Origin of the sequence: Flavobacterium sp. (assembly GCF_036405015.1) — a bacterium.
Classification (GTDB): Bacteria; Bacteroidota; Bacteroidia; order Flavobacteriales; family Flavobacteriaceae; genus Flavobacterium.
Window position 1 is genome coordinate 1 of the sequence record NZ_DASWYK010000213.1, and the last position, 24,508, is coordinate 24,508.

At 34.2% G+C, this 24,508-nt stretch carries 20 protein-coding genes; 14 read left to right on the forward strand and 6 right to left on the reverse strand.

Annotated features, from left to right (window positions below):
• The 6 genes from VGE71_RS18250 to VGE71_RS18275 all read left to right on the forward strand — a co-directional run.
• Positions 1-1,122: FAD-dependent oxidoreductase (locus VGE71_RS18250; RefSeq protein ID WP_331139591.1), on the forward strand; the 1,122-nt coding region annotated here is incomplete at its 5' end.
• A gap of 113 nt (positions 1,123-1,235) precedes the next feature.
• The gene (locus VGE71_RS18255) at positions 1,236-1,700 is read left to right on the forward strand and encodes a GNAT family N-acetyltransferase (protein ID WP_331139592.1); all 465 of its coding nucleotides are present in this window, start codon (positions 1,236-1,238) and stop codon (positions 1,698-1,700) included.
• Positions 1,701-1,785: 85 nt separating this feature from the next.
• Positions 1,786-2,634 (forward strand): class I SAM-dependent methyltransferase, encoded by an 849-nt coding sequence (locus VGE71_RS18260; RefSeq protein WP_331139593.1) that lies wholly within the window; start codon positions 1,786-1,788, stop codon positions 2,632-2,634.
• A 235-nt stretch (positions 2,635-2,869) separates the two neighbouring features.
• A complete protein-coding gene (locus tag VGE71_RS18265) occupies positions 2,870-3,454 on the forward strand; it encodes an OmpH family outer membrane protein (protein WP_331139594.1) in 585 nt (194 codons plus the stop codon).
• Positions 3,455-3,557: 103 nt separating this feature from the next.
• Positions 3,558-5,837, forward strand: a complete 2,280-nt coding sequence (locus tag VGE71_RS18270) for a helix-turn-helix domain-containing protein (RefSeq protein ID WP_331139595.1) — start codon at positions 3,558-3,560, stop codon at positions 5,835-5,837.
• A 79-nt stretch (positions 5,838-5,916) separates the two neighbouring features.
• Positions 5,917-6,678: a hypothetical protein gene (locus VGE71_RS18275; protein WP_331139596.1), complete on the forward strand. Its 762-nt coding sequence runs from the start codon at positions 5,917-5,919 to the stop codon at positions 6,676-6,678.
• A 62-nt stretch (positions 6,679-6,740) separates the two neighbouring features.
• Here the strand turns inward: VGE71_RS18275 and VGE71_RS18280 are convergent, their stop codons facing one another.
• Positions 6,741-7,712, reverse strand: a complete 972-nt coding sequence (locus tag VGE71_RS18280) for an SPOR domain-containing protein (RefSeq protein WP_331139597.1) — start codon at positions 7,710-7,712, stop codon at positions 6,741-6,743.
• Between the two features lie 236 nt (positions 7,713-7,948).
• Here VGE71_RS18280 and dprA point away from each other — a divergent pair, with 236 nt between their 5' ends.
• Positions 7,949-9,049, forward strand: coding sequence for a DNA-processing protein DprA (dprA, locus tag VGE71_RS18285; RefSeq protein WP_331139598.1), 1,101 nt, complete (start codon positions 7,949-7,951; stop codon positions 9,047-9,049).
• A 263-nt stretch (positions 9,050-9,312) separates the two neighbouring features.
• On the opposite strand, the gene trpS is transcribed toward dprA, so the two are convergent.
• The gene (trpS, locus tag VGE71_RS18290; RefSeq protein WP_331139599.1) at positions 9,313-10,287 is read right to left on the reverse strand and encodes a tryptophan--tRNA ligase; all 975 of its coding nucleotides are present in this window, start codon (positions 10,285-10,287) and stop codon (positions 9,313-9,315) included.
• A 299-nt stretch (positions 10,288-10,586) separates the two neighbouring features.
• Between trpS and VGE71_RS18295 the strand changes: the two genes are divergently transcribed.
• Together VGE71_RS18295 and VGE71_RS18300 are read left to right on the forward strand one after the other, a co-directional pair.
• Complete coding sequence (locus VGE71_RS18295) at positions 10,587-10,964, forward strand: GxxExxY protein (protein ID WP_331139600.1); 378 nt, start codon at positions 10,587-10,589, stop codon at positions 10,962-10,964.
• A gap of 137 nt (positions 10,965-11,101) precedes the next feature.
• Positions 11,102-11,848 carry a lysophospholipid acyltransferase family protein gene (locus VGE71_RS18300; RefSeq protein WP_331139601.1) on the forward strand — a complete coding sequence of 249 codons (747 nt, stop codon included), beginning with the start codon at positions 11,102-11,104 and terminating at the stop codon, positions 11,846-11,848.
• 559 nt (positions 11,849-12,407) lie between these two features.
• On the opposite strand, the gene recA is transcribed toward VGE71_RS18300, so the two are convergent.
• From recA to VGE71_RS18320, 4 genes are all read right to left on the reverse strand, one after another.
• A complete protein-coding gene (gene recA, locus VGE71_RS18305; RefSeq protein ID WP_331139602.1) occupies positions 12,408-13,415 on the reverse strand; it encodes a recombinase RecA in 1,008 nt (335 codons plus the stop codon).
• 142 nt (positions 13,416-13,557) lie between these two features.
• A complete protein-coding gene (locus tag VGE71_RS18310; RefSeq protein WP_091490696.1) occupies positions 13,558-14,067 on the reverse strand; it encodes an acyl-CoA thioesterase in 510 nt (169 codons plus the stop codon).
• 89 nt (positions 14,068-14,156) lie between these two features.
• On the reverse strand, positions 14,157-14,540 hold the full coding sequence (locus VGE71_RS18315; protein ID WP_331139603.1) for a DoxX family protein: 384 nt from the start codon (positions 14,538-14,540) through the stop codon (positions 14,157-14,159).
• 8 nt (positions 14,541-14,548) lie between these two features.
• The gene (locus tag VGE71_RS18320; protein WP_331139604.1) at positions 14,549-15,697 is read right to left on the reverse strand and encodes a DNA polymerase III subunit delta'; all 1,149 of its coding nucleotides are present in this window, start codon (positions 15,695-15,697) and stop codon (positions 14,549-14,551) included.
• A 435-nt stretch (positions 15,698-16,132) separates the two neighbouring features.
• On the opposite strand from VGE71_RS18320, the gene VGE71_RS18325 reads away from it, so the two are divergent.
• From VGE71_RS18325 to VGE71_RS18345, 5 genes are all read left to right on the forward strand, one after another.
• On the forward strand, positions 16,133-16,585 hold the full coding sequence (locus VGE71_RS18325) for a hypothetical protein (RefSeq protein WP_331139605.1): 453 nt from the start codon (positions 16,133-16,135) through the stop codon (positions 16,583-16,585).
• A gap of 185 nt (positions 16,586-16,770) precedes the next feature.
• Positions 16,771-18,060: a hypothetical protein gene (locus VGE71_RS18330; protein ID WP_331139606.1), complete on the forward strand. Its 1,290-nt coding sequence runs from the start codon at positions 16,771-16,773 to the stop codon at positions 18,058-18,060.
• 105 nt (positions 18,061-18,165) lie between these two features.
• The gene (locus VGE71_RS18335) at positions 18,166-18,567 is read left to right on the forward strand and encodes a hypothetical protein (protein ID WP_331139607.1); all 402 of its coding nucleotides are present in this window, start codon (positions 18,166-18,168) and stop codon (positions 18,565-18,567) included.
• Positions 18,564-20,030 (forward strand): gliding motility protein SprC, encoded by a 1,467-nt coding sequence (gene sprC, locus VGE71_RS18340; RefSeq protein WP_331139608.1) that lies wholly within the window; start codon positions 18,564-18,566, stop codon positions 20,028-20,030. Before VGE71_RS18335 ends, sprC begins: the two co-directional genes overlap by 4 nt.
• Before the next feature lies 1 nt (position 20,031).
• Entirely contained in the window at positions 20,032-24,435 is a 4,404-nt protein-coding gene (locus tag VGE71_RS18345; RefSeq protein WP_331139609.1) for a PorP/SprF family type IX secretion system membrane protein, read from the forward strand.
• Positions 24,436-24,508 lie beyond the last annotated feature (73 nt).

The window sequence follows — 24,508 nt, forward strand, 5'->3', positions numbered from 1 at the left end:
CATGATATTTTGAGAGAAGGATTTGATCGTTCTCCAATGTTCAACGGAAGAATCAAAAGTTTAGGTCCGAGATATTGTCCTTCAATTGAAGATAAAATAAATCGTTTTGCAGATAAAGAGCGTCATCAATTATTTGTGGAGCCAGAAGGATGGAATACTTGCGAAGTTTACGTAAACGGATTTTCAACTTCTCTTCCAGAAGATATTCAATTTAAAGCGCTTCGTTCTGTAGCAGGTTTTGAGAATGTAAAATTCTTCAGACCTGGTTATGCTATAGAATATGATTTCTTTCCGCCAACACAATTGAAACATACTTTGGAAACGAAGCTAGTTGAAGGATTGTATTTCGCTGGACAAATAAACGGAACGACAGGATATGAAGAAGCAGCTTCTCAAGGTTTGATGGCTGGAATAAATGCTCACTTAAAAGTTCATGAAAAAGATCCATTAATTTTAAAACGTGACGAAGCATACATCGGAGTTTTAATTGATGACTTGATTACGAAAGGAACAGAAGAACCATATCGTATGTTTACATCAAGAGCAGAATATAGAACTTTGTTGCGCCAAGATAATGCCGATTTCAGATTGACTCCAATGTCATACGAAATTGGTTTAGCTTCTGAAGCTCGTTTACGAAGAATGGAAAAGAAACTTAACGAATCTGAAAAGATGGTTTCTTTCTTCAAGGAAACAAGTGTAACGATTGCAGAAACCAATCCGATACTAGAAGCAAAAGAATCTGCACCGATTTCGCAAGGAGATAAAATGTTTAAGATTTTCTCTCGTCCGCAAATTGAATTAGAGGATATGTTGAAGTTTGAAAAAGTTTCGGCTTATATTGAAGAGAATCAACTTGACGAAGAAATTGTAGAACAAGCCGTAATTCAGGTGAAATATTCTGGATATATCGAAAAGGAAAGAAATAATGCAGATAAGTTGAATCGTTTGGAAGAAGTAAAAATTCCAGACAATTTTGATTATAACAAAATCAAATCAATGTCTATTGAAGCAAAACAGAAATTAAGCAAGATTCGTCCTGTAACCATTTCTCAAGCTTCAAGAATCAGCGGAGTATCACCAAGTGATATTTCCGTGCTTTTGATTTATATGGGAAGATAAAAAGTTTACAGTCGCAGTTTTTAGTATTCAGTTTTACTGAGACTGGAGACTGTGACTGAATACTAAAAAATGTTCCACGTGAAACCTTTTTATAAAAAATACATCGAATCAATATGAAAGTTGTACAAAAAGACGTTTTTTCAAAAGAAGAAAAAGAACAATTGTGGCAACTTCGTAACAATGAATATCCAATTCAATTTGGGCATGAAACTCTTGAAGAATTCGAATTGTATTGCAATACAATTACACAACAAAAGAATTATGTGTTGATTGATGATAAAAATGAAATTCAAGGTTGGGCTTATACCTTTTTTCGTGACAATGAAATTTGGTTTGCAATAATGTTGAATTATCAATTTCAAGGAAAAGGATATGGAAGAATTTTATTAGAAGAATTAAAAAAGTATAATGCAGATTTAAATGGTTGGGTTATCGATCATGAAAATGATGTAAAAAGAAATCAGCAAAAATATATTTCGCCAGTGCAGTTTTATATTTTAAATGATTTTTCAGTGTTAGAAAATACAAGAATTGAAAACGAGAAAATTTCAGCTGTAAAGATAAACTGGAAAAAATAACAAAAAGTAAAATAAGAATCCTAAAAATGATATAATTTCGTTTTTAGGATTTGCTATAAATTAAACCAATACTAGAATTTTAAAAATGGACGTTTTAAACAAAAAACACTTTCTTACCGTAAAAGACCATTCTGTTTCAAAAGAAATTTTCGATTTGTATTATGATGAAGAATTAGACATGTTGATTACTTCTCCACAACCCGAACTTCAAAATTTAGGTAAATATTACGAAAGTGAAGATTATATTTCGCATACAGACAACAAACGTTCACTATTTGAAAAAGCTTACCATTTTGTAAAAAATATTGCGCTTCAGAATAAATTAAATCTAATTAATGCAGAACAACCCCAAAAAGGTAAACTGCTGGATATTGGAGCTGGAACTGGCGATTTTCTTTTAACTGCAAAAAATAACGGTTGGGAAACGATTGGAGTAGAACCAAGTGATCGTGCAAAGAATATTGCAAAGCAAAAAGGGATTTCATTTGTTGAAGAAATTAGCGCTTTAGAAAATAATTCTTTGGATGTAATTACAATGTGGCACGTTTTAGAACACGTTCCAGATTTGGAACATCAGATCCAGGAATTGAAGCGTTTATTAAAACCAACTGGAACATTAATTGTTGCGGTTCCAAATTATAAATCGTTTGATGCAAATCATTATCAAACTTATTGGGCTGCTTATGATGTGCCGATTCACTTTTGGCATTTTTCAAAAAAATCGATTCAATTGCTTTTTGAAAGAGTAAACATGAAATTGGAAAAAATACTTCCAATGAAGTTTGATTCGTTTTATGTGAGTCTTTTATCTGAAAAATATAAATCAGGAAAAATGAATTACATTAAAGCTTTTTTGGTTGGTTTGAAATCAAATTGGAAAGCAAAAAGTTCAAAAGAATATTCATCTCATATTTATGTTTTAAAAAACAAATAAAAGAGTAAATTATACTAAAAAGCCATTTCATTCGTTTCTGATGAAATGGCTTTTTTATTTAGAAAAATCACCAAAAAATCCTGATTTTAGTGCAATAGCGACCGGTTATTGCTATTATTTTTTCTATAAATAAAAACAATATCATAAAATTTGTGCATTTTTTAAAGTTTATGTTAATCCTATTGAATTTTTTATATTTTTGTCTTTCATACTTAAAAAAATAGAATTTAAAAAAATGAAAAAAGCATTAGTTATTATCGCACTTTCAGTTTTCGCAGTTTCTTGTAACAAAACAGCAGAGGTAAAGGAAGTAAAAACAGCTTACGTGGATACTTCGGTTTTGATGAAAGAATACACTGAGGCAAAAGATTTAGAGGCAAAGTACAAAGCTCAAGCGGAAGAAAAAGGTAGACAATTACAAGCTGAGATTTCACGTTTTAAACAAGACGCTGCTAGTTTTCAAAGTCAAGCACAAGCAAACGGTCAAGCTTGGGCACAGCAAAGAGGTGCTGAATTGCAAAAAAGAGAGCAGCAATTAGGTTACGCTCAACAAGCATTAGCACAACAACTACAACAAGAAAGTGGTGTAGAAATGGATTCTCTTGTTAGTGGAGTTAAAAAATTCATCAAAGAATACGGAAAGAAAAACGGTTACTCTTACATCTACGGAACTGGAGATGCTGCAACAGTTTTGTATGCTGAAGAAAAATATGATATCACAAAAGAGATTATCAAAGAATTAAACGATAAATACAAAGCAGCACCTAAAGCAGATGCAAAACCAGCAGCTGAAACTAAAGAAGGTGAAGCAAAAAAATAAAAAACTACCAAACTAACTAAATTACTGAAAACCTAAATCCACTAAGATTTAGGTTTTTTCTTTTTATAAAAATGCGGTAATTTTATTTTTTAATACAAGTCAAATGCAAAACGTTTCAGAAGCGGCAGCTTACACTCTACAATTCATCAATCAGACGCAAAAATCTATTTTCCTTACGGGAAAAGCTGGAACTGGAAAAACTACACTTTTACGCGAAATCATTGCAACAACACACAAAAATACTGTAGTGGTAGCACCAACAGGAATTGCAGCTTTGAATGCGGGCGGCGTTACAATTCACTCGATGTTTCAGTTGCCATTTTCTGCTTTTATTCCGTCGTACGATGTAAGTGCACAATTCACAGAAACGGTGAAGTTTGAGAATAAAGAATCTTTGCGTCGTCATTTCAAAATGAATAATGTGAAGCGAAATGTTATCAAAAACATGGAGCTTCTGGTTATTGATGAAGTCAGTATGATGCGTGCCGATTTGTTGGATGCAGTCGACTTTATGATGCAGACTGTTCGAAGAAACACACAACCTTTTGGCGGAGTTCAAGTTTTGTTTATTGGAGATTTGCTTCAGTTACCGCCCGTGATTCGTGATGAAGAATGGCGCACATTGAAAAACTATTACCGCGGAAAATTCTTTTTTCATTCACATGTTCTCCAAACGTATCCGCCGATTTATATCGAATTGTCAAAAATCTATCGCCAGACCGATGATGCCTTTATCTCGGTTTTGAACAATCTTCGAAATAATCAGATCACTCCAGAAGACATAGCTATTCTAAATCAATATGTTAAGCCTGATTTTGACTTCAAAGAGAACAAAGGATATATCACGTTGACAACGCATAATGCTAAAGCAGATTCAATCAACTCACAGTCAATCAATGATTTAGATGGAAAGGAATACGTTTATACGCCATTTGTAGTGGGAGATTTTCCAGAAAAGATCTTTCCAGTCGAAGAAGAACTGAAATTGAAAGTAGGCGCACAGATCATGTTCGTCAAAAATGATCTGTCTTTTGAGAAAAGATATTTCAACGGAAAGATGGGCGTAATCAAATCGCTTTCAGACGAAGAAATCTTTGTTCATTTTCCAGAAGAGAACATGACACTTGAAGTTGAAAAGTACGAATGGAAAAATATCCGATACAAAGTCAACGAACAAACTAAAGATATTGAAGAAGAAGTTTTAGGAACTTTTGCTCACTACCCAATCAAGTTGGCCTGGGCGATTACAGTGCATAAAAGTCAAGGGTTGACTTTTGACAAAGCAGCGCTTGATGTATCGCAAGTTTTTCTACCCGGGCAGGCCTATGTGGCACTTTCGCGTTTACGTTCGTTAAACGGGCTTATTTTGCTTTCTCCGATGCAGATGAATGGTATTTCCAACGACCAAGATGTGATGGATTACGCTTTGAATAGAGCAACGGAAGAAACTTTAGAGAAAGCACTTCACTTTGAAACCAAAAATTTTATTCATAACTATTTGGTTAACAGTTTTAATTGGGGAGAATTGGCGCAAGAATGGCGAAATCATCGTTTTAGCTATAATGAAAATGCGGCTGGTTCAGAAAAATCGAAACATGCAACTTGGGCACATAAACGAATGGAAATCATAGAGCAACTTTTAGATCCTTCGCAGAAATTCATTTCGCAACTCAACAAAATTTTCATCAAAGAAACGGTCGATTTGTTTTTTGTGAAAGAAAGGGTAGATGCGGCCTACGATTATTTCTTCAAACAAATGGACAAATTGGTCGATGATCTGATTTACAAAATAGCTGAAATTCAAAAATTTAAAAAAGTAAAAGAATTCTACGAAGAGCTTAATTTTCTAGAAGATCTTCAAACAAAAGCTGTTTTGCGACTGATGAAAGCTAAATTGTTGATTGAAGTTGTCGTTGCCGGAGAAGAGATCAGTAAAGAAAAGCTAACGTCGCCAAATATTAAAAATTACAAAACCAACAAAGCGGAAAGAATAAGGGAAGAGCTGAGAACAACAAATACAGACATTTTTAGAACCGAAGAACCCGTCGTTCGATACAAATCACCTAAGACGGAGAAAAACGAGCTTAAAACGGCTAAAAAAACGACAGTCGAAGAAACATACGATTTGTGGCTGGAGAAATATTCTGTTGAAGATATTGCAAGAATGCGAAAATTAAACGTTCAGACTATTGAAGGGCATTTAGTAAGATTGATTCAAGCGAAAAAAATAGAAATCGATGATGTTTTGCCTTATGATAAAATTTTGGCTTTGCGAGAAGCATTCCAGTTTTATCAAGAAGAATCGCTGAGTCCTTTGAAAGAAAAATATGGAGATGAATTTACCTGGGACGAGTTAAAAATGTTTAAAGCAAGTATCAATTAATTTTTATGAACGTCCTACGTGAAACAATACTTTTTGTTTTTCAAAGTTTTAATTAATAATGCATTAACTTGATTTTGATATGAAAAATATAAAAATATTTCTAGCGATTTTGATCTTTAATTCGCCATTTTTACAGGCGCAAGATTTGAAACCTGAATACCAAAAATTTATTTCAAAATTTATTCAGGAAGTTAAAACGGGAGACAAAGAAGCGATTTCGAAACGAATAAAATTTCCTTTTAAAAGGGATTATCCAATTCCTTCGGTAAAAGACAACGCTGATTTTATAAAAAGATACAACCAAATTTTTGATAAAGTTTTGATTGAGAAAATTACAAAATCGGATCCTGCAAAAGATTGGTCAGAAGTAGGTTGGCGCGGAATCATGTTGAATCGAGGAGATATGTGGATAGATATTGATGGAAGAATTATCAGCATCAACAACCAATCGGAAGAAGAATTAAAACTGAAAAATTCGTTAATCGCGGAACAGAAAAAAAGCGTAAATACTTCGATTTCAAATTTTAAAGAACCTGTTGCAATTCTTGAAACTTCAAAATTCAGAATCAGAATTGATGATTTGGGAAATGATAATTATCGCTACGCTTCCTGGTCAATCAAAAAGAAAATGACTGATACTCCAGATCTTGTAATCGAAAAAGGGATTTTTGTAGCAGACGGAACAGGAGGAAACCACTATTACGAATTCAAAAAAGGGAATTTTAAATACCAATGTTATTTTATTGTTTTGGGCGAAAAGGACTCGCCACCAGCGGTATTAACAGTTTCGCAATCTGGAAAAGAAATTCTTTCTCAGACTGCTAAAATTGTTTCACGGTAAACATTTAAAAATAAGTTTGAAGCAAAAAAAATCCGATTCTTTTGAATCGGATTTTTTAATTTTTATAGATTTTCAACTAAAATCCAAGCATCTGGATTTTCGCCTTTCTGAATTTCTCTTTGGGCTTGTTCAGCTTCTTTCATAGTAGCATAACTTCCGTATAAAACCGGAAATAAACCGTGTTTGTTTTCTCCAAGCATTCTAGCTTTGAAACCATCTTTAATCAATTGGTTATAAGCTTTTCTTGCATTTTGTTCACTTCTAAATGCTCCAGCCATAATGTGGTACGGCATAGTTGGTTCAGCAGTTTCAACTTTAGCAGAATCCACAGAAAGTGTTACTGCAGGAAGTGGACTTTTGATAAAGAAAGTAGCTTCTTGAATTTTATTTTGAACTTTTTTCTGAACCGCTTGTTCTACAACAAGAGTTTGGTTATCGATTTGATTTTGGTATAATGGGTAACCAATACTTCCTGTAATTCCAAGTCCTAAAACAAGAATTGCAGCATAACGCAAGAAAGGATTTGAAGATTTAGTTTCTTCGTCATTAGAATCTAATAAAACAACGTCTTTTTCTTTTGCAGCAATCTTTTCGATTTTTTTCTCGAACACTTCTTTTTTCACCATTGGAGAAACAAAAGGACTTAATCCGAAGGATGTTGCAAGATAATTGGTTTGATCGTTTGGCGTGAAAATGATATTACTTTCAGAGTTTAAACGCAATTCTCCAATATTTTTTAAAGAAATTACGCCATCTTCTTCTAATGTTTTTTTCCAGTTTAAAACTTCAAATGCAATAGCACTTACAGCAAAACCATAAGAAGTTTTTTCTGCTTGAGCAATATGATTTGCTAACAATCCGTCATTGTTTTTTAAACGACTATTGAAAGAAAGAGTTTTTTTTGGTGGAAAAAACGAATTAGTATTTTGATTAAGTTGCGCCGAATGAATTTCGGTTAAAAACGCACCAAACCCTGGAACCGTTACACACTGATAACGATACAATAACTGAGAGATATATACTTCGATTTTCATAATAGCAAAGTTATGGAACGAGCATAGTTATCAAAATTTTATTCACAATTTTTATTAACAATTGAGATTTATTTTTAGGTATTTAATTTTCAAATGTTTAGCTCAATGTTTGTGCTTCATTGCAAATTTATTGTAATTTTTGTCTTTATTTTTATTAGGAAATTACTTTGTTTTATGGATATTTGCGTGTCAAAATTTATAAAAATATTTTTCTATTTTACATAATGTTTTAAATAATGAACGATCAAGAATTATTTTATCTGTTGGCTTTGCTAAAGATTGATGGAGTGGGAGATATAATCGGAAAAAAATTATTGAGTTCATTTGGTGATGCATCATCCATTTTTGCTGCTAAAAATAGTCAGCTTGCTGCAATAGACGGAATTGGAGCAGTTTTGTTAAAAAATTTAAAAGATAAAACGGTTTTAGAAAAAGCCGAGAAAGAATTATTATTTATAAAAAATAATAAAATAGATGTTTCTTTTTTTCAAGATGAAAGTTATCCTGATCGCTTAAAACATTGTATTGATGCGCCTATTTTGATTTTTACTGCGGGAAATATTGATTTTAAAAATAGGAGAATAATTAGTATTGTGGGAACGAGGCAGATTACTTCTTATGGAACAGAGTTTTGCCGAAAGTTAATTGAAGATCTAGCGCCTTTAGATCCTGTGATTGTAAGCGGATTTGCCTATGGAGTTGATATCGTTGCTCATCAGGCAGCAATGGATTATAATCTTCAGACGATTGGTGTTTTGGCTCATGGCCTGAATCAGATTTATCCCAAATCTCATAAAAAGTACATGTCCAGAATGGAAGAAAACGGTGGTTTTATAACAGAGTTTTGGAGTGATTCTAATCCAGATAAAGAAAAGTTTGTTCGTCGAAATCGTATCGTAGCTGGAATGACTGAAGCAACAATTGTGATCGAATCTGCCGATAGAGGCGGATCACTCATTACAGCAAATATGGCAAATGAATATAATCGTGATGTATTTGCTGTGCCAGGAAGAGTCACAGACAAGTACAGTCAAGGTTGTAATAGTCTAATTAAAACACAAAAAGCAAACGTCTTAACCAATGCTGCCGATTTGATTTATATGTTAAATTGGGATATCAAGGAAAAGCCAAAAACAATTCAGAAACAGCTTTTTGTTGAGTTAGAACCTGAAGAGCAAAAAGTATATGATTTTCTTCAATTAAATGGAAAGGAATTACTTGATAGTATTGCAATTCAGTGTGATTTCCCAATTTTTAAAATGTCTTCTATTTTAATCAATATGGAATTGAAAGGTGTTATAAGACCACTTCCTGGAAAACTTTTTGAAGTAATTTAACGCAGAAAATCTTATTTTTATTTTTTAGTGAAATGTTTATACAATCGATATAAAATGTAAATCAGAAGTAATCCAAAAATGATATTTAGGATTTGAAATAAAGAGGGTGGAACGTCGTAGTTTTCAATATATTTATCCATCTTTTTTTTATTTAAAGGATTAATTTATATCAAGTTACGAAAAAATATTTGCCTTGAAATAAAAAACGTTGACCAATTTTAAATTGATCAACGTTTTGTTTTGATGTGGAAGTGAATTAAGTTTTATTTTCCAAAACCAAGAACTTCTCTCACTTTTGCTAAAACGCCATCAGCAATAACAGAAGCTTTTGAAGCACCTTTTTTCAATAAAGCATCTACTTCTTCCAAATTGTTGATATAGTAATTATATTTCTCTCTTTCTGTTTTGAATTTTTCTGTAATTAATTCAAACAAAGCTTGTTTCGCATGACCATAACCATAATTGCCGCCTAAATAGTTGGCTCTCATTTGGGCAATTTGTTCTTCGTTCCCTAGCAAAGAATAAATAGCAAATGCGTTACAAGTATCAGGATTTTTTGGATCTTCAAGTGGAGTACTATCTGTTTCAATACTCATGACTTGTTTGCGTAATGCTTTATCATCCAGAAAAATATTAATGATATTATTGGCAGATTTACTCATTTTTCCTCCGTTTGTTCCTGGAATCAACATAATATTTTCCTGAATTTTTGCTTCAGGAAGAACAAACGTTTCACCCATTTGGTGATTGAAACGAGAAGCCACATCGCGCGTAATTTCTAAATGCTGTAACTGATCTTTTCCAACCGGAACAAATTCAGCATCATACAATAAAATATCGGCAGCCATTAACATCGGATAAGTAAAAAGACCAGCGTTAACATCGTCTAAACGATCTGCTTTATCTTTAAACGAATGTGCTAAAGTCAATCTTTGAAAAGGGAAGAAGCAGCTTAAATACCAAGTCAATTCAGTAGTTTGAACCACATCAGATTGTCTGTAGAACGTTACTTTGTCTGGATTTAAACCACACGCAAGCCAAGCAGCTGCTGTACTGTAAGTATTATCTCTTAAAGTTTTTCCGTCTTTAATCTGAGTAATTGAATGCAAATCAGCAATAAACAAATAAGATTCGTTTGCCGGATCATTTGATAATTCGATTGCTGGAATAATTGCGCCTAATAAATTTCCTAAATGCGGTGTTCCTGTGCTTTGAACGCCAGTAAGTATTTTTGCCATTCTCAATTTTTTACTAATTGCAAATGTCGGAATGTTTTTTTTAACCGCAAAGTTGGATAGGTTTTTCTTTATAACACAGAAAAGGAAGTGTTTTTTCCATAGTTTAGGAAGTTTAGCACTTTATTTTTAACGCAAAGAGCGCAAAGGATTTTCGCAAAGGAAGGAAGATATGTTTGTCTTTAACTTTTGCTTTGCCATAAGTTCACAAAGCTTTATTAATAATTGAAAATTCCTTTTACACCAAATAAATGATATTGATATATTATAGGAAAATATTTATAAATTTACTAATTTTTAATATGTCAGAAAACGAAATATCAAATGTTGTAATTGGACTTGCCATTGAAATTCACAAAAAACTTGGACCTGGTTTATTAGAGAATGTTTATAAAGAATGTTTGTTTTATAAAATAAATCAGCGTGGCCTATTTGTTGAAAAAGAGAAAGCTTTGCCGTTAGTTTTTGAAGAAGTTAAGCTTAACTGCGGATATCGTATTGATTTACTGGTGGAAAACAAATTACTAATAGAAATAAAGAGTGTGGAATCGCTTACCCTTAACCATTTGGCTCAGACATTAACATATTTAAAACTTGGAAATTTTAAACTCGGCCTTCTTATAAATTTCAACGAAAGTCTTTTAAAAAATGGCATCAGAAGAGTTGCAAATAATTTATAGACATAGCTTTGTGAACTTATTGCAAAGCAAAGAAAACTTCTTAAACTTTGCGAAAATCCTCTGTGCTCTTTGCGTTAAATAATTGATCACACAAATTCTTGTTTAAAATTTATTTCCGTTTTATTACATTTGATTCTATGAAAATATTTAAAATTGCTTTTTGGATTCTTTGGCGCATTTGGTTTTACGTCTTAATGGCGGTTCCGATATTGATTATGCTGCCGTTTTTATTGATTTCTATTATCTCAGAAAAAGGATATCCGTATTTTTTTAAAATGGCTCGAATCTGGGCAAAATTTATCCTTTTCGGAATGGGCTTTTACTATACCGTTAAACGTGAAGAAAAGCTTATTAGAGGCAAAAGTTACATGATCGTGGCCAATCATACCTCGATGACGGATATTATGCTTATGCTGGCCTTAATTAGAAATCCTTTTGTTTTTGTTGGGAAAAAAGAATTAGTGAAAATTCCGTTATTCGGATTTTTCTACAAACGAACCTGTATTTTGGTGGATAGAAATTCTTCAAAAAGCAAAAATGAGGTTTTTAAAAGAGCGCAGAGTCGATTAAATCAAGGTCTAAGTATTTGTATTTTTCCTGAAGGCGGCGTTCCCGATGATGAAAGTATTTTGTTAGATGAGTTTAAAGACGGCGCTTTTAGATTGGCAATTGATCATCAAATTCCGATTGTTCCAATTGTTTTTCCAGATAACAAAGAACGTTTTTCGTACACTTTCTTAAGTGGAAGTCCTGGTAGAATGCGTGCGCGAATTCTTCCTTTTATAGAAACAAACGGTGTAACTATTGATCATAGAAAAGAGCTCAAAGATCAGGTTAGAAGTATAATTTATAATGGTTTATTAGATTTTCAAAAAACTAAATAGACCAACATTCTGTAAATTTAAAAGCCGGTAGATTGATTCAATCTACCGGCTTTTCTTTGAATTAAAAACCCCCTATTTTTATTCAAAAGTTATCTGTGAATGATCTTTTCTGAAATAAAACGTAATACTTTTTTAAATTTCAATTTGGTTTTTCTTCGGTTTTTATTGTACAACAATTCTATTTTTTCTTTCATGGTTAAAAATATTAATGGTTGATAATAAAGAGTTTAATAGTAACTCAAGTTAACGTCACATTAGTATAGATGAAGAAAAACAAAAAAGGTTGCGTGGGAAAATAAAAAAAGTAAAAAATATTTGATAAAATCCGTTAGTACCCAATTACTAACGGATTTTTGTTCAAATAACCAACCAATGTAAATTCTAAAAAAAACTCCAAATTGATGTATGGCTTATCAATTTTGAGACCTGCTTTTTTATAAAGATGCTGGTTTCTTAAAAAGGTTGCGTCTGATTTTTTATTTTTTTTGAAATAAAAAAAGCCCGATAGATTGTGAAAATCTATCGGACTCAGAAATAGTCTTTTTTGACTTATATGAGATTAAGCGTCAGCTAATTCTTTGATCTGTTCTTTAATTTTAATTTCCAGTTCTTCAGCAAGTTCTGGATTATCTTTAATCAAAGTTTTAACAGCGTCACGACCTTGTCCTAATTTTGTATCACCATAACTAAACCAAGATCCTGCTTTTTTAACGATATCAAATTCAACAGCTAAATCTAAGATTTCACCTGTTTTAGAAACTCCTTCTCCATACATAATGTCGAATTCGGCAGTTTTAAAAGGCGGCGCCACTTTGTTTTTAACAATTTTAACTTTTGTTCTGTTTCCAATTACGTTTTCACCGTCTTTAATTTGAGCAGAACGACGAATATCTAAACGAACAGAAGCGTAGAATTTTAATGCATTACCTCCAGTTGTAGTTTCTGGATTTCCGAACATAACACCAATTTTCTCACGCAACTGGTTGATAAAAAATACTGTACAATTTGTTTTGCTGATAGTTCCAGTAAGTTTTCTCAATGCCTGAGACATCAAACGTGCGTGAAGACCCATTTTAGAATCTCCCATTTCACCTTCAATTTCACTTTTTGGAGTCAAGGCAGCAACAGAGTCAATAACCACAATATCAATAGCTCCAGAACGAATTAAGTTTTCAGCAATTTCTAAAGCCTGCTCTCCGTTATCTGGTTGAGAAATGATTAAGTTCTCGATATCAACATTTAATTTTTCAGCATAGTTTCTATCAAATGCGTGCTCTGCATCGATGAAAGCAGCGATACCACCAGCTTTTTGAGCTTCTGCAATTGCGTGAAGCGTTAATGTTGTTTTTCCAGAAGATTCTGGACCATATATTTCAATAATTCTTCCTTTTGGGTAACCATTAACTCCAAGAGCTAAATCAACACCTAGTGAGCCAGAAGAAATCGTTTCTACTTCTACAATGGCTCTGTCGCCCATTTTCATTACGGTTCCTTTTCCGTAGGTCTTGTCAAGTTTATCAAGCGTTAATTGCAGCGCTTTTAATTTGGCTTCTTTGTCTGAACTCATTTTTTTAAATATCTAAATTATTATTTTGCCTTTGCGGATAAAAATAAGAAAATTCTTCCGTAAAAGTATTGATCTGTTTTATAATTTGTAAAATTACTTCTTTTTTCGAAGTTTGATTGTTCCAAATTGTCACAAAATCGTTCTATAGAAATAAAGCCTTTAATTCTGTAGCATCAGAAGGTTTTATCTTTCCTGCCAAAAGTAAACTCAATTGTTTGCGACGAAGAGCAGCATCAAAACGCTGAATTTCTAATTCGGTTTCGGGTACAATTGGTGGTACTTCAACTGGTCTTCCCGTATCGTCAACAGCGACGAAAGTATAAATGGCTTCGTTTGCTTTTGTTCTGTTTCCAGATTCGCGATCTTCTACCCAGACATCAATAAATACTTCCATTGAACTTTTGAAAGATCTAGAAACTTTTGCTTCTACTGTTACAACGCTTCCAAGCGAAATTGCTCTGTTAAAAGCAACGTGATTTACAGAAGCTGTCACTACAATTCGGCGTGAATGTCTACGGGCTGCAATACTTGCCGCGCGATCCATTCGGGCTAATAATTCGCCACCAAAAAGATTGTTTAAAGGATTAGTTTCGCTCGGTAAAACTAAATCAGTTAAAATAGTTAGAGATTCTGAAGGATGTTTTGGATTCATTTTTTTGAATATAAATTTGTTTTTTTGCCACAGATTATATCAGATTTTAATCTTTAAAATCTCTGGCTAATTTTAAAATATAATATCGGTTAATTCAACCAATAAACAGCTATTACAGCTGGTATGAAATAAATTACGATGGTTCTCGCTCCATCATAATCTTTTGCCAGTCTTTGTCCGAAAAGCATCATTAGCAAAGAAATACAAGAAAAAATGGCGCCATATAATCCAAATTCTCTTCCATTATTTGTAAATAATTGAATTCCTCCAACAACACATAAAATTCCAGAAATTAATTCTACAATTAAAAGATGCATTAATGCCAACGGAACGTGATTTTTTAATTTCGTTTTAGAAAAATGTTCTTTTAGCCAAGTCACATTATCATTCCAATAAAATATTTTTTCATAACCTGACTGTAAGAAAGTTAAAGCTAGAAAAGCTAAAATTAAGATGGAGGCAACATTGTTCATTTTGAAGTTTATTTTTTATGAATTAAACGAGTTAATTTGATCGATAAATCGGTTAGGATAATTTTTGCATTTCCGTTTCTTTCAATGTGATACATCGCATCTGAAAGTTCTTTGAATATTTCATGAATATTATTTCCATTGACAAACGGAGCAAAATTTTCGAGTTTAAATTTGTCTACTTTCGGCTCAATGTAAACCAGACTTGACGCTTGGTAATTTAACATAAGTGCTTGTCGGAACATTTCGATACAGTATTGGATAAATTTTTTCTGGCTTTCGCGTCCAAGCGTTGCAATTTGCTCACTCCAGGAAATTAAATCCTGAATGGCTGCAGCATTTCCTTTTGCTCTAAAAGCAGCGCGCACCCAATTGACAAACCATTGTTCAAACGGAAGATCATCGTCATCTTCTTTCAACAAATGCAAGGCTTTATTGAAATTGCCTTGTGCCTGATGAGCAATTTTTTTGGCCAGATTCGGATCTGTATTTTCTTGCGAAACCAAAGCTTCGGCAATTACTTTTTCCGGAAGTCCGTTAAAATGAATTACCTGACAGCGTGAACGTATGGTTTGGATAATATCTTCTTCATTTTCAGAAATTAGAATAAACATCGTTTTTTCTGAAGGTTCTTCTAAAAGTTTTAAAAGTTTATTGGAAGCCGCAATATTCATTTTATCGGCCATCCAGATAATCATGATTTTATATCCGCCTTCATAAGATTTTAGGGCAAGCGATTTTAAAACTTCCTGTGCGTCTTCAACACGAATTTCTCCCTGTTTGTTTTGCACGCCAAGAATTTTGTACCAGTCAAACAAACCTCCGTAAGGCATTTCTTGGATGAAGCTTCGCCAGTCCTGAATGAAATCTAAACTTTTCGGTTTTGTTTTAACATCTTCGGTAGTAACTGTCGGATAAATGAAATGAAGATCGGGATGTGAAATATTGTCAAACTTGAGATTGCAGGAATCGTTTCCGTTTGAATTTTCATCGCCTGTGTTGCCGCATAAAATATATTGGGCATAAGCAATGGCAGTGATTAACGTACCGCTTCCTTCCGGACCAACGAACAATTGGGCATGTGGAATTCTACCAGAAGCAGCACTTTTTGTCAAGTGGCTTTTGATGTAATCTTGACCTAATATTTGAGAAAATTGCATGGAACAAAGATAGAAGAAAATGATGTAGTCAAAAATTTTCCAGTTAAAGATTCTGTGTTACTTAAAATTTTGAAAATTAAAATGCTTTTTCAAGTTTTTTTTAGTTCATCTTCAACACAATTTTGTTAATAAATGGCTCAAGATGAGCAGATATCAAGATGTTTTTGTTAATATTTTTTTTCGATAGAGCACTAAACGTAAGTTTTTTTTTATTATTTAAAAGAAAGAATTCGATTTATTTATGGCGATAATCTTACGTATTTGATTTTAACGATTTTAACAAAAAGCACGTTAAAACGCACATTTTCTCGACATAAGACTGATTTTTAAGGTTTTTTTAAGGTTTTTTTTTGAAAAAATAAACCATTAAAGTTGGAGTTTAAGTTAATTTCTATATTTTTGTTTTTATCAACAACCAATTATAAATAAGAATCTATGAAAGGGAAAATTACTCTGCTAAGTGCACTTTTTATCTTAACTACTGCAGCCGTTTCGGCACAGGCTAAAAACGCGCCAAGAAGTATTATTAGTACAACAGCTCTTATTCGTAAATACCATGATCAAAAAGAATTAAGTGGTATGCAAAAAGGGGAACTTTTAGAGCTATACATTGAGCGTATCAAAGTTTTAGTGAAAACGCTTCCTTACATTGCTTTGGTAACAAAACCTGGCGTTACTATGGCCGACCTTGGTATTCCAGACGATAACGATCACAAAAAAGTTTTAGATGCTCAGGCAGTTGGGACTTCAACTTTCTTAGATACTACGGTAGATTTTCAAAGAAAGATGATGCCTTACTCTGACAAAGGAAATTTAATTGCGGCTATTTTATTTTACGAAAGTACATTGAAATCATTACACGAGTTCAACGATTTGAACGAAATGTAATAAATGATTAATTTTTTTTAAAACCTTTTTCAAAGTCTTTACGTAGATGGATAAAATCTAAGTGAATGCTTTTAAAAACAAAATAAAAAAAAACTCATTCTCGAGTATTCTGATTCAGAAAACTCGGGAGGAGTTTTTTCATTTACGCATACCCAAATTATTTTTAAACCTAATACCCCCTTATCATGAAAAAAATTACTCAATTAATCTGCGTTCTTTTGACAGTTACGAGTATGAGTGCTCAACAAGAGAAAGGAATTATGGGCTACAACAATTGGTTGAATAACTGGACCGAATTTAAGCCTAACAAAGTGGACTATGGAGAAGCAAACCAAATTTTGGCAGGAAACATTTCTGTTAATACTAAATTGCTGAAAAGAAATATCTACGTTTTGCAAGGAAACGTATATGTTACAAACAATGCTGTTTTAACTATTGAACCAGGAACTTTAATTATTGGTGATTTCGAAACAAAAGGAACATTGGTAGTTACAAAAGGTGCGCAAATTATTGCAGATGGTTTAGAAACAGATCCAATCGTATTTACTTCAAACCGCAGCATGAAAAAAGCTGGAGACTGGGGTGGAATTGTTGTTCTTGGAGATGCTCCAATTAACAAATTCGGAAACGTAGGTTCTTACAACCTTGATCTTGATCCTACTCTTACTACTTATGGTGGAGACAATGTTGCATCAAACTCTGGAATTTTAAGATTTGTTAGAATCGAATTCGCAGGTAAAAAAGTGAAAGGTGCAGATACTTTTAATGGTTTAACTGTTGCTGGAGTTGGTAGCAAAACAATTATCGACAACGTAATGGTAAGCTATTCTGGAGGTGATTCATTTGCTTTCTTCGGTGGCGATGTGAATGCTTCAAAATTAGTTTCTTATAAATCTATCAACGACGACTTTAAATTTACACAAGGTGTACAATGTCGTTTATTCAACTCTTTAGCAGTTAGATCTTCTTACTTGTCTAGTAACAAAGACGGATCTCGTTGTATGGAGGTGAAATCTTATGAGAAAAAGAATGAAACTGACTTTACAAAAAAACAAACTCTTGTAGCTGCTACAAATATTACTATGCTTAATGACAGTGAAAATATCAAAGCTGATATCCAAGCTGGTTTAGTTAAAGAATGTGTTTATGTTGCAGAAACAGCTTCTCTTGAATTAAAACGTAGCGTAATCTCTGGATTTAATCCTGCTGTTTTATTAGACAGTAAAATTGAGATCAACGATGCTAATCTTAAGAAAATCAAATTTGAAGAAATGTACTTTAACTTATGTAACGGAAACATCTTTACAGAGTACAATTCTAACAATGAAGATTTAGAGAGCTGGTATGGAAATAGCGTATTCTTTAACGTTTATTCTCAAAGTAGTAACAATGAAACATTCATTGATATTGCAAATCCTAAAAAACCAGATTACAGATTACAGTTAGGAAAAATCACGGCTTCAAGCGGCAAATAGATAAATAGATTTCGATTTTTATTTCCACGCGTAAATTTTATTAATAAAGTCCCCAGACACAATTTATGTACGTCTACAACGGACCCAAATAAAGATCAAAACATAATGGTATCTACAAGAAAATATTTTTTTAATATAATATTTTTGATTGCGCCTATTTTAACAGTTTGTGCCCAGAATACAGCAGAAAAATCTACTAAAGCTGATTCTGATAGTTGTACAACGTTTATTAGCGTAAATCAGAACAATACAAATAATGCTGTAGTAAACAGCAGTTCAGACAATATTAATCAGTTTATAGTAGGGATGTCCACCCCCAAGGACAGCCTTACTATAGCAGCTGAACCCAATACAGTATCAAACGATTGTAAAGAAGATTCATCTCTTACAGCAACTTCGATTCTTGCAAAAGATATTATCGAAAACTATAAGTATGATTTTTCAGAAACATTCATAGATATTTTGTTTTTTGAGCGTATAGATTTAGCCAGAACACGCACTATATGATTCAAAAAATTACTTTATCTTTTTTAAAATGTTTACTTTTATTTGGCATACTTTTTTTTGCTGAATCAAAAGGATATGCCCAGACAATTGTACCGCAGAATCTTGGTTTTCCAAGAATGTGTGCTGGTCTAATTGTCGAGGGCAAACCTTTTAATGAATATAATGCTACTTTTAGTTATGTCGATTTCCCGGCTGGAACTACTTTTGAAGTAGAACTTTCAGATGATTTAGGCAGCTTTACCTCTCCAATTGCAACTACAAAGATTTCAGTTTCTGATAATCCTACTGCACAACAACAAACGATAAAATTTTCTATTCCAACAAATTTAAAGGGATCAAATACTTATAGCCTTCGTGTTAAAAGTGTTGGATCTACTGTTGCTTTTAGTACCAGATTTAGAAATTCTGATGGAGTAACATCATTTCCAATTTACTATCGTACATATGTAGATTCTTTCTTCATAAATAATAAAACTGCAACAGCTTCATTTTGTGCTGGTGGTAGTTTAACACTTGCAATAGATCCTGCTTCAGCAGAAAATCCTTCAACGCCTTTAGCCTTTTCTAATTTAAAATATAAATGGTTTAAAGACGATGTATTAATTTCTGGGCAAACTGGAACATCATTATCAGTAAATGCTGCTGGTATTTATTTTGCACAGATAGATTATGGTGGTTGTCTTGATGAAAACTTTAGTTCAAACCGTGTAACTGTAACCTCCTCAAGTGGAGGTTCTGGCGTTACTATTAGTTCTAGTTTAGGAAACCCATTTTGTGCAAGCGGATCAGGAACGGTTTTAACGGCAACATCGGCAAACAAATACCAATGGAAAAAAGACGGAACTATTATTACTGGTGCAACCAATAGAACTTATTCAACTAATGAATCTGGAGTTTATTCTGTAGATGTTGATTTTGGAGGTTGTAATGCTACAGGAACAATCGATCTTAAAAGTAATGGCTTTGATGCCAGTATTGATGTTGAAGATGGCTACAAATTAAGTGAAGGAGAAACTTTAAACGTAAATATTACTACAGATGCTGCGGCCCCAACTTTTGAGTGGTATTTAAATAATAATCTTATTTCTGGTGAAACCGGAAGTTCGTATGTAGTTTCTGTTAAAGGGAATTATAAAGTAAAAATTTCTCAGGTATCGGGATGTACTGCAAGCCAAGAGTTTTCATTTAGAATTAATGGAGAGTCTGGACCTTCAAGTGTTATTCCGAATATCATAAAATTAAGCGGAATGAATCCATATTGGAATATTCCTGATGAATACAAAAATGCCTCAACCAAAGTAATGATCATCAGTTCGAATGGAGATATGGTTTTGGATGTTGTAAATTATCAAGGCGATTGGCCTCAAAACAATATAGATTTTAAAAATGTAAATCCCGTTTATTACTATGTCATTCAGTCGGACACAGGTGAAAAAAAAGGATCAATAACTGTTATAAAATAATATGAAGAAAATCCTACTATTCATCACTTTATTTTACGGTTTATCAAATGTACTCTATGCTCAGGATGGTTCTGAGGATGGAGTTGTTTCGTTTTCATTACCTATCAGAAATTCTTTAAAGTTTAATAGATATATAATTAACCCGGCGTTTAGTTTTGTTCGCGAATCAAATCCGTATATCAGCTTTTATAACAAAAGACAATGGGTTCAGTTTGATAATGCACCACAAAGTTATTTGTTTAATTATTCAGGACGTTTTAGAGAGAATGAAGCTTTTGCTGCAGGTCTTTTTCAACAGAATTACGGATTAATGACAGTATTTGGAGCTATTGGAAACTTTGCTCATAATATTGTTTTAGAACAAGACAGTAATCTGACTTTTGGTTTAAACGTTGGTGTTTACCAAAGTGGATTAAATACAGGAAAAATCATTTCTGATGATACTACTATCATGCAAGGAGATTTTCCAAAGAGCACCATGCTGACAGTAAACCCTGGGATTAACTACGGTACAGAATTTTTAGATTTTGGATTAGCAATTAACAACTTAGTGTTATACAATTTCGGATCTGGAATGGTAAAAGAAGATCCAGAAAGAGCAATTCAATTGCATGCAATGTATACGGGGTATATTGACAGTTACGGTTTTTTTGATAGAAGTAAATTCTCTGGAATTGTAAGAACAGAAATTAAAAAAGACAAAACAGTTATTTCAGGTTTGGCAATGCTTGCTCTTCAGCAAGGTGTTTGGGCTCAGGCAGGATATAACACATTATACGGTGTTTCAGCAGGACTTGGAATCAATATTTCGCCAAGTATTGCTATAGAATACAATTACGAAAGAGGAATGGGCAATTTCTCTAATATGGGTGCATCACACGAATTCGCTATTGCCTACAAATTCAAAAATAGAAATTATTATTACGGAGATGATGATGAAGGATCGTTAATTGATCCGGCTAAACCAAAACGAGTTCCAGCTAAACCAAAATCAGAAGCAACTCAGGTTAACAGAGCTGAAGTAGCAGAACAAAAAAGACTAGCAGCAGACGCAAAAGCAAAAGCCGATGCAGAAGCAAAACAAGCAAGACTAGCTGCAGCCGAAAAAGTTAAGGCAGATGCCGAAGCAAAAGCGAAAGCTAAATTAGAAGCAGACAATAAAGCTAAGGCAGACGCTGAAGCTATTAAAATAAAACTTGCTGCAGATGCAAAAGCGAAAGCCGATGCCGCCGCTGCAGCCAGAGCACAAGCCGCAACAGCAAACAGAGCCGTTGCAGAAACACAAAAAACACAAGCACAATTAGCGGCTGATAAAGCCAGAGCTGATGCAGAGGAGCGCAGAATAAAACTGGCTGCCGATAACAAAGCCAGAGTAGATGCTGCAGCTGCCGCAAGAGCAAAAGCTGCTGCAGATAAATCTGAAGCTGCTGCACAAAAAACACAAGCACAATTAGCAGCAGATAAAGCACAAGCTGATGCTGAAGCAATGAAATTGAAACTTGCTGCAGATGCAAAAGCTAAGGCAGATGCCGAAGCATTACAAGCAAAATTAGCGTCAGCAGATAAAGCAAAAGCCGATGCAGAAGCTGCAAAAGCTAAAGCAGCAGCAGCAAATGCAGCTGCACCAACACAACAAAAAACAGCTTCACAGCTTGCAATAGAAAAAGCAAGAGCAAATGCTGAAGCAGCAGCAAAACTAAGATTGGCAGCTGCTGAAAAAGCAAAAGCTGATGCGGAAGCAGCAAGACAGGCAAGATTAGCGGCTGCAGAAAAAGTGAAAGCCGATGCAGAAGCTGCAAGATTAAAATTAATAGCAGATAATCAAGCAAAAGCTGATGCTGCAGAAGCAAAACGTAAAGCCGATGCAAAAGCCAAAGCAGAGGCGGCAGATATGCAGTCAATATTAGCTGCAGATGCAAAAGCAAAAGCAGATTCAGATGCTTTACAGGCAAGATTAGCTGCAGAAGCTAAAGCTAAAGCTGCTTCAGAAGTTAAAACTAAAGCTTCTATTGATGCGGCAAACAAAGCTAAACTTGCCGCTGATGCCAAAGCAAAAGCTGCAGAAGAAGCTGCACTTAAAGAAAGATTAGCTGCTGAGGCAAAAGTGAAAGCAGATGAAGAAGCAAGACAAGCTCTTATCGCTGCTGAAGCAAAAGCAAAATCTGATGCAGAAGCTTTAAAATTGAAACAAGCTGAAGAGGCTCGTCAAGCACAATTAGATGCTGAAGCAAAAGCCAAAGCAGATGCAGAAGCGCTTCAGGCTAAACTTGTTGCAGATGCCAAAGCGAAAGCCGATGCAGAAGCTGCAGCAAAAGCAAAATTAGAAGCAGAAAATAAAGCTAAGGCAGATGCCGAAGCTCAACAGGCGAGATTAGCTGCAGAGGCTAAAGCCAAAGCAGATGCCGAAGCTGAAAAAGCAAGATTGGCTGCTGATGCAAAAGCAAAAGCTGATATGGAAGCTTTACAAGCCAAGTTAATTGCTGATGCAAGAGTGAAAGCTGATGCAGAAGCTACAGCGAAATTAAAAGCGGAAGCTGAAGCGAAAAAATTACAAGAGGCAGAAGAAGCTCGTCAAGCGAAATTAGCTGCAGATGCAAAAGCAAAAGCAGACGCCGAAGCCTTAAAAGCGAAACAAGCTGCTGACGAAAAAGCAAGAGTTGAAGAAGAAGCTCGTCAAGCGAAATTAGCTGCAGATGCAAAAGCGAAAGCGGATGCAGAAGCACTAAAAGCAAAACAAGCAGCTGACGAAAAAGCAAGAGTTGAAGAAGAAGCCCGTCAAGCGAAATTAGCTGCAGATGCAAAAGCGAAAGCGGATGCAGAAGCACTAAAAGCAAAACAAGCTGCTGATGAAAAAGCAAGAGTTGAAGAAGAAGCTCGTCAAGCAAAATTAGCGGCTGATGCAAAAGCAAAAGCAGATGCAGAAGCACTTCAGGCTAAATTGGCGGAAGAAGCGAAAGCGAAGGCTGATATGGTTGCATTACAAGCTAAATTATTAGCTGATGCAAAAGTAAAAGCAGATGCAGAAGCTACAGCGAAAGCAAAAGCAGAAGCCGAAGCGAAAAAATTACAAGAGGCAGAAGAAGCTCGTCAGGCGAAGTTAGCTGCTGACGCAAAAGCAAAAGCAGATGCTGAAGCGAAAAAACTTCAAGAAGAAGAAGCTCGTCAAGCGAAATTAGCTGCAGATGCAAAAGCCAAAGCGGATGCTGACGCACTAAAAGCGAAACAAGCCGCTGACGAAAAAGCGAGATTGGCAGAAGAAGCCCGTCAGGCGAAGTTAGCAGCTGATGCAAAAGCTAAGGCAGATGCAGAGGCTCTTCAGGCAAAATTGGCTGCAGATGCTAAAGCTAAAGCTGATATGGAAGCGCTTCAGGCAAAATTATTAGCAGACGCAAAAGCCAAAGCAGATGCTGAAGCAACAGAAAAATTAAGAGCTGAAGAAGAGTCTAGACAATTGAAAGAAGAAGAAGAACGTCAAGCAAGATTAGCAGCTGAAAAAGCAAAAGCAGATGCAGAAGCAGCAGCTCTGGCAGCAAAAGCTAATGACGAAACTGGAAAAGCAATTGAAAGTTTAACGAAATCAGTTGAAAATACAAGTAAAATCCAAAGTGATTTATTAGATCAGTTTAAAGCAACAGTTGCCAACAAGCAAAAAGATTTAAATGATTTAAAAGAAGAGAATGATTTAAGTGAAAGAGGAATTTATAGAGAGCCAAAACCATTCAAAAGTGTAGCGGCAGAAAACAGTCAGATTGAATCACTAAAAGTTCAGATTGCCGATGCAAACAAAAGCATGAAGAATGAGATTGATAGATTGACGGCTTTATACAATGACAGACTTAAAAAGTTCCCTAAAAATGATCCGTTAAACAAAGCGTATCTGGATAAGATAAACGAATTGAAAGCGGCTCAGTTGAAAATGGAAAGAGATGGAGCAGCTTTAATTGCCGATTTGGAGCGTATCAAAGCAGAAACAGAGATTGAGCGTAAACGTAGAATTAAACGTGCCGCTTATGAGAATGATCAAGGAAGATATGCACAAGACGTTGCCGCTCTTAAACGTATTAAAGAAACAACGAAACTGAGTAATACAGCATTGACAGCAAATGATTTTGATTTTGGAGAAGAGCAGTCAAACATGCAGATTATCAAGAATATTAAAAACTCTGATAATGGTTATTACTTAATCGTAGCTGTCCACAATAGTGTTGAGAAACGTGATGAATTCTTAACTAAAGCGGTAGCAGCAGGACGTACAGATATTAATTTCTTTTATAATGTGGCGACAAGTAAATATTACATCTACTATGAAAAGTTCGATGGTTTACAAGAGGCAACAAAAGCATTAGAATCAAAAGGAAATAAACCATACAACGGCAAAATGGCCATTGTGAAAGTGGAGAATTAAGATAAAAGTAAGTTTCTTGTGGCTAAGAGAAACTCCAAAATAAATGTTATAAAAATGAATTTCTTTATTCGCT

Coding starts and splice junctions, on each gene's coding strand:
- VGE71_RS18260 (WP_331139593.1), top strand. CDS start 1,786: ATGGACGTTTTAAACAAAAAACACTTTCTTACCGTAAAAGACCATTCT.
- VGE71_RS18325 (WP_331139605.1), top strand. CDS start 16,133: ATGAAAGGGAAAATTACTCTGCTAAGTGCACTTTTTATCTTAACTACT.
- VGE71_RS18265 (WP_331139594.1), top strand. CDS start 2,870: ATGAAAAAAGCATTAGTTATTATCGCACTTTCAGTTTTCGCAGTTTCT.
- VGE71_RS18300 (WP_331139601.1), top strand. CDS start 11,102: ATGAAAATATTTAAAATTGCTTTTTGGATTCTTTGGCGCATTTGGTTT.
- sprC (WP_331139608.1), top strand. CDS start 18,564: ATGATTCAAAAAATTACTTTATCTTTTTTAAAATGTTTACTTTTATTT.
- VGE71_RS18335 (WP_331139607.1), top strand. CDS start 18,166: ATGGTATCTACAAGAAAATATTTTTTTAATATAATATTTTTGATTGCG.
- VGE71_RS18275 (WP_331139596.1), top strand. CDS start 5,917: ATGAAAAATATAAAAATATTTCTAGCGATTTTGATCTTTAATTCGCCA.
- VGE71_RS18295 (WP_331139600.1), top strand. CDS start 10,587: ATGTCAGAAAACGAAATATCAAATGTTGTAATTGGACTTGCCATTGAA.
- dprA (WP_331139598.1), top strand. CDS start 7,949: ATGAACGATCAAGAATTATTTTATCTGTTGGCTTTGCTAAAGATTGAT.
- VGE71_RS18270 (WP_331139595.1), top strand. CDS start 3,558: ATGCAAAACGTTTCAGAAGCGGCAGCTTACACTCTACAATTCATCAAT.
- VGE71_RS18345 (WP_331139609.1), top strand. CDS start 20,032: ATGAAGAAAATCCTACTATTCATCACTTTATTTTACGGTTTATCAAAT.
- VGE71_RS18315 (WP_331139603.1), bottom strand. CDS start 14,540: ATGAACAATGTTGCCTCCATCTTAATTTTAGCTTTTCTAGCTTTAACT.
- VGE71_RS18320 (WP_331139604.1), bottom strand. CDS start 15,697: ATGCAATTTTCTCAAATATTAGGTCAAGATTACATCAAAAGCCACTTG.
- trpS (WP_331139599.1), bottom strand. CDS start 10,287: ATGGCAAAAATACTTACTGGCGTTCAAAGCACAGGAACACCGCATTTA.
- VGE71_RS18330 (WP_331139606.1), top strand. CDS start 16,771: ATGAAAAAAATTACTCAATTAATCTGCGTTCTTTTGACAGTTACGAGT.
- recA (WP_331139602.1), bottom strand. CDS start 13,415: ATGAGTTCAGACAAAGAAGCCAAATTAAAAGCGCTGCAATTAACGCTT.
- VGE71_RS18310 (WP_091490696.1), bottom strand. CDS start 14,067: ATGAATCCAAAACATCCTTCAGAATCTCTAACTATTTTAACTGATTTA.
- VGE71_RS18255 (WP_331139592.1), top strand. CDS start 1,236: ATGAAAGTTGTACAAAAAGACGTTTTTTCAAAAGAAGAAAAAGAACAA.
- VGE71_RS18280 (WP_331139597.1), bottom strand. CDS start 7,712: ATGAAAATCGAAGTATATATCTCTCAGTTATTGTATCGTTATCAGTGT.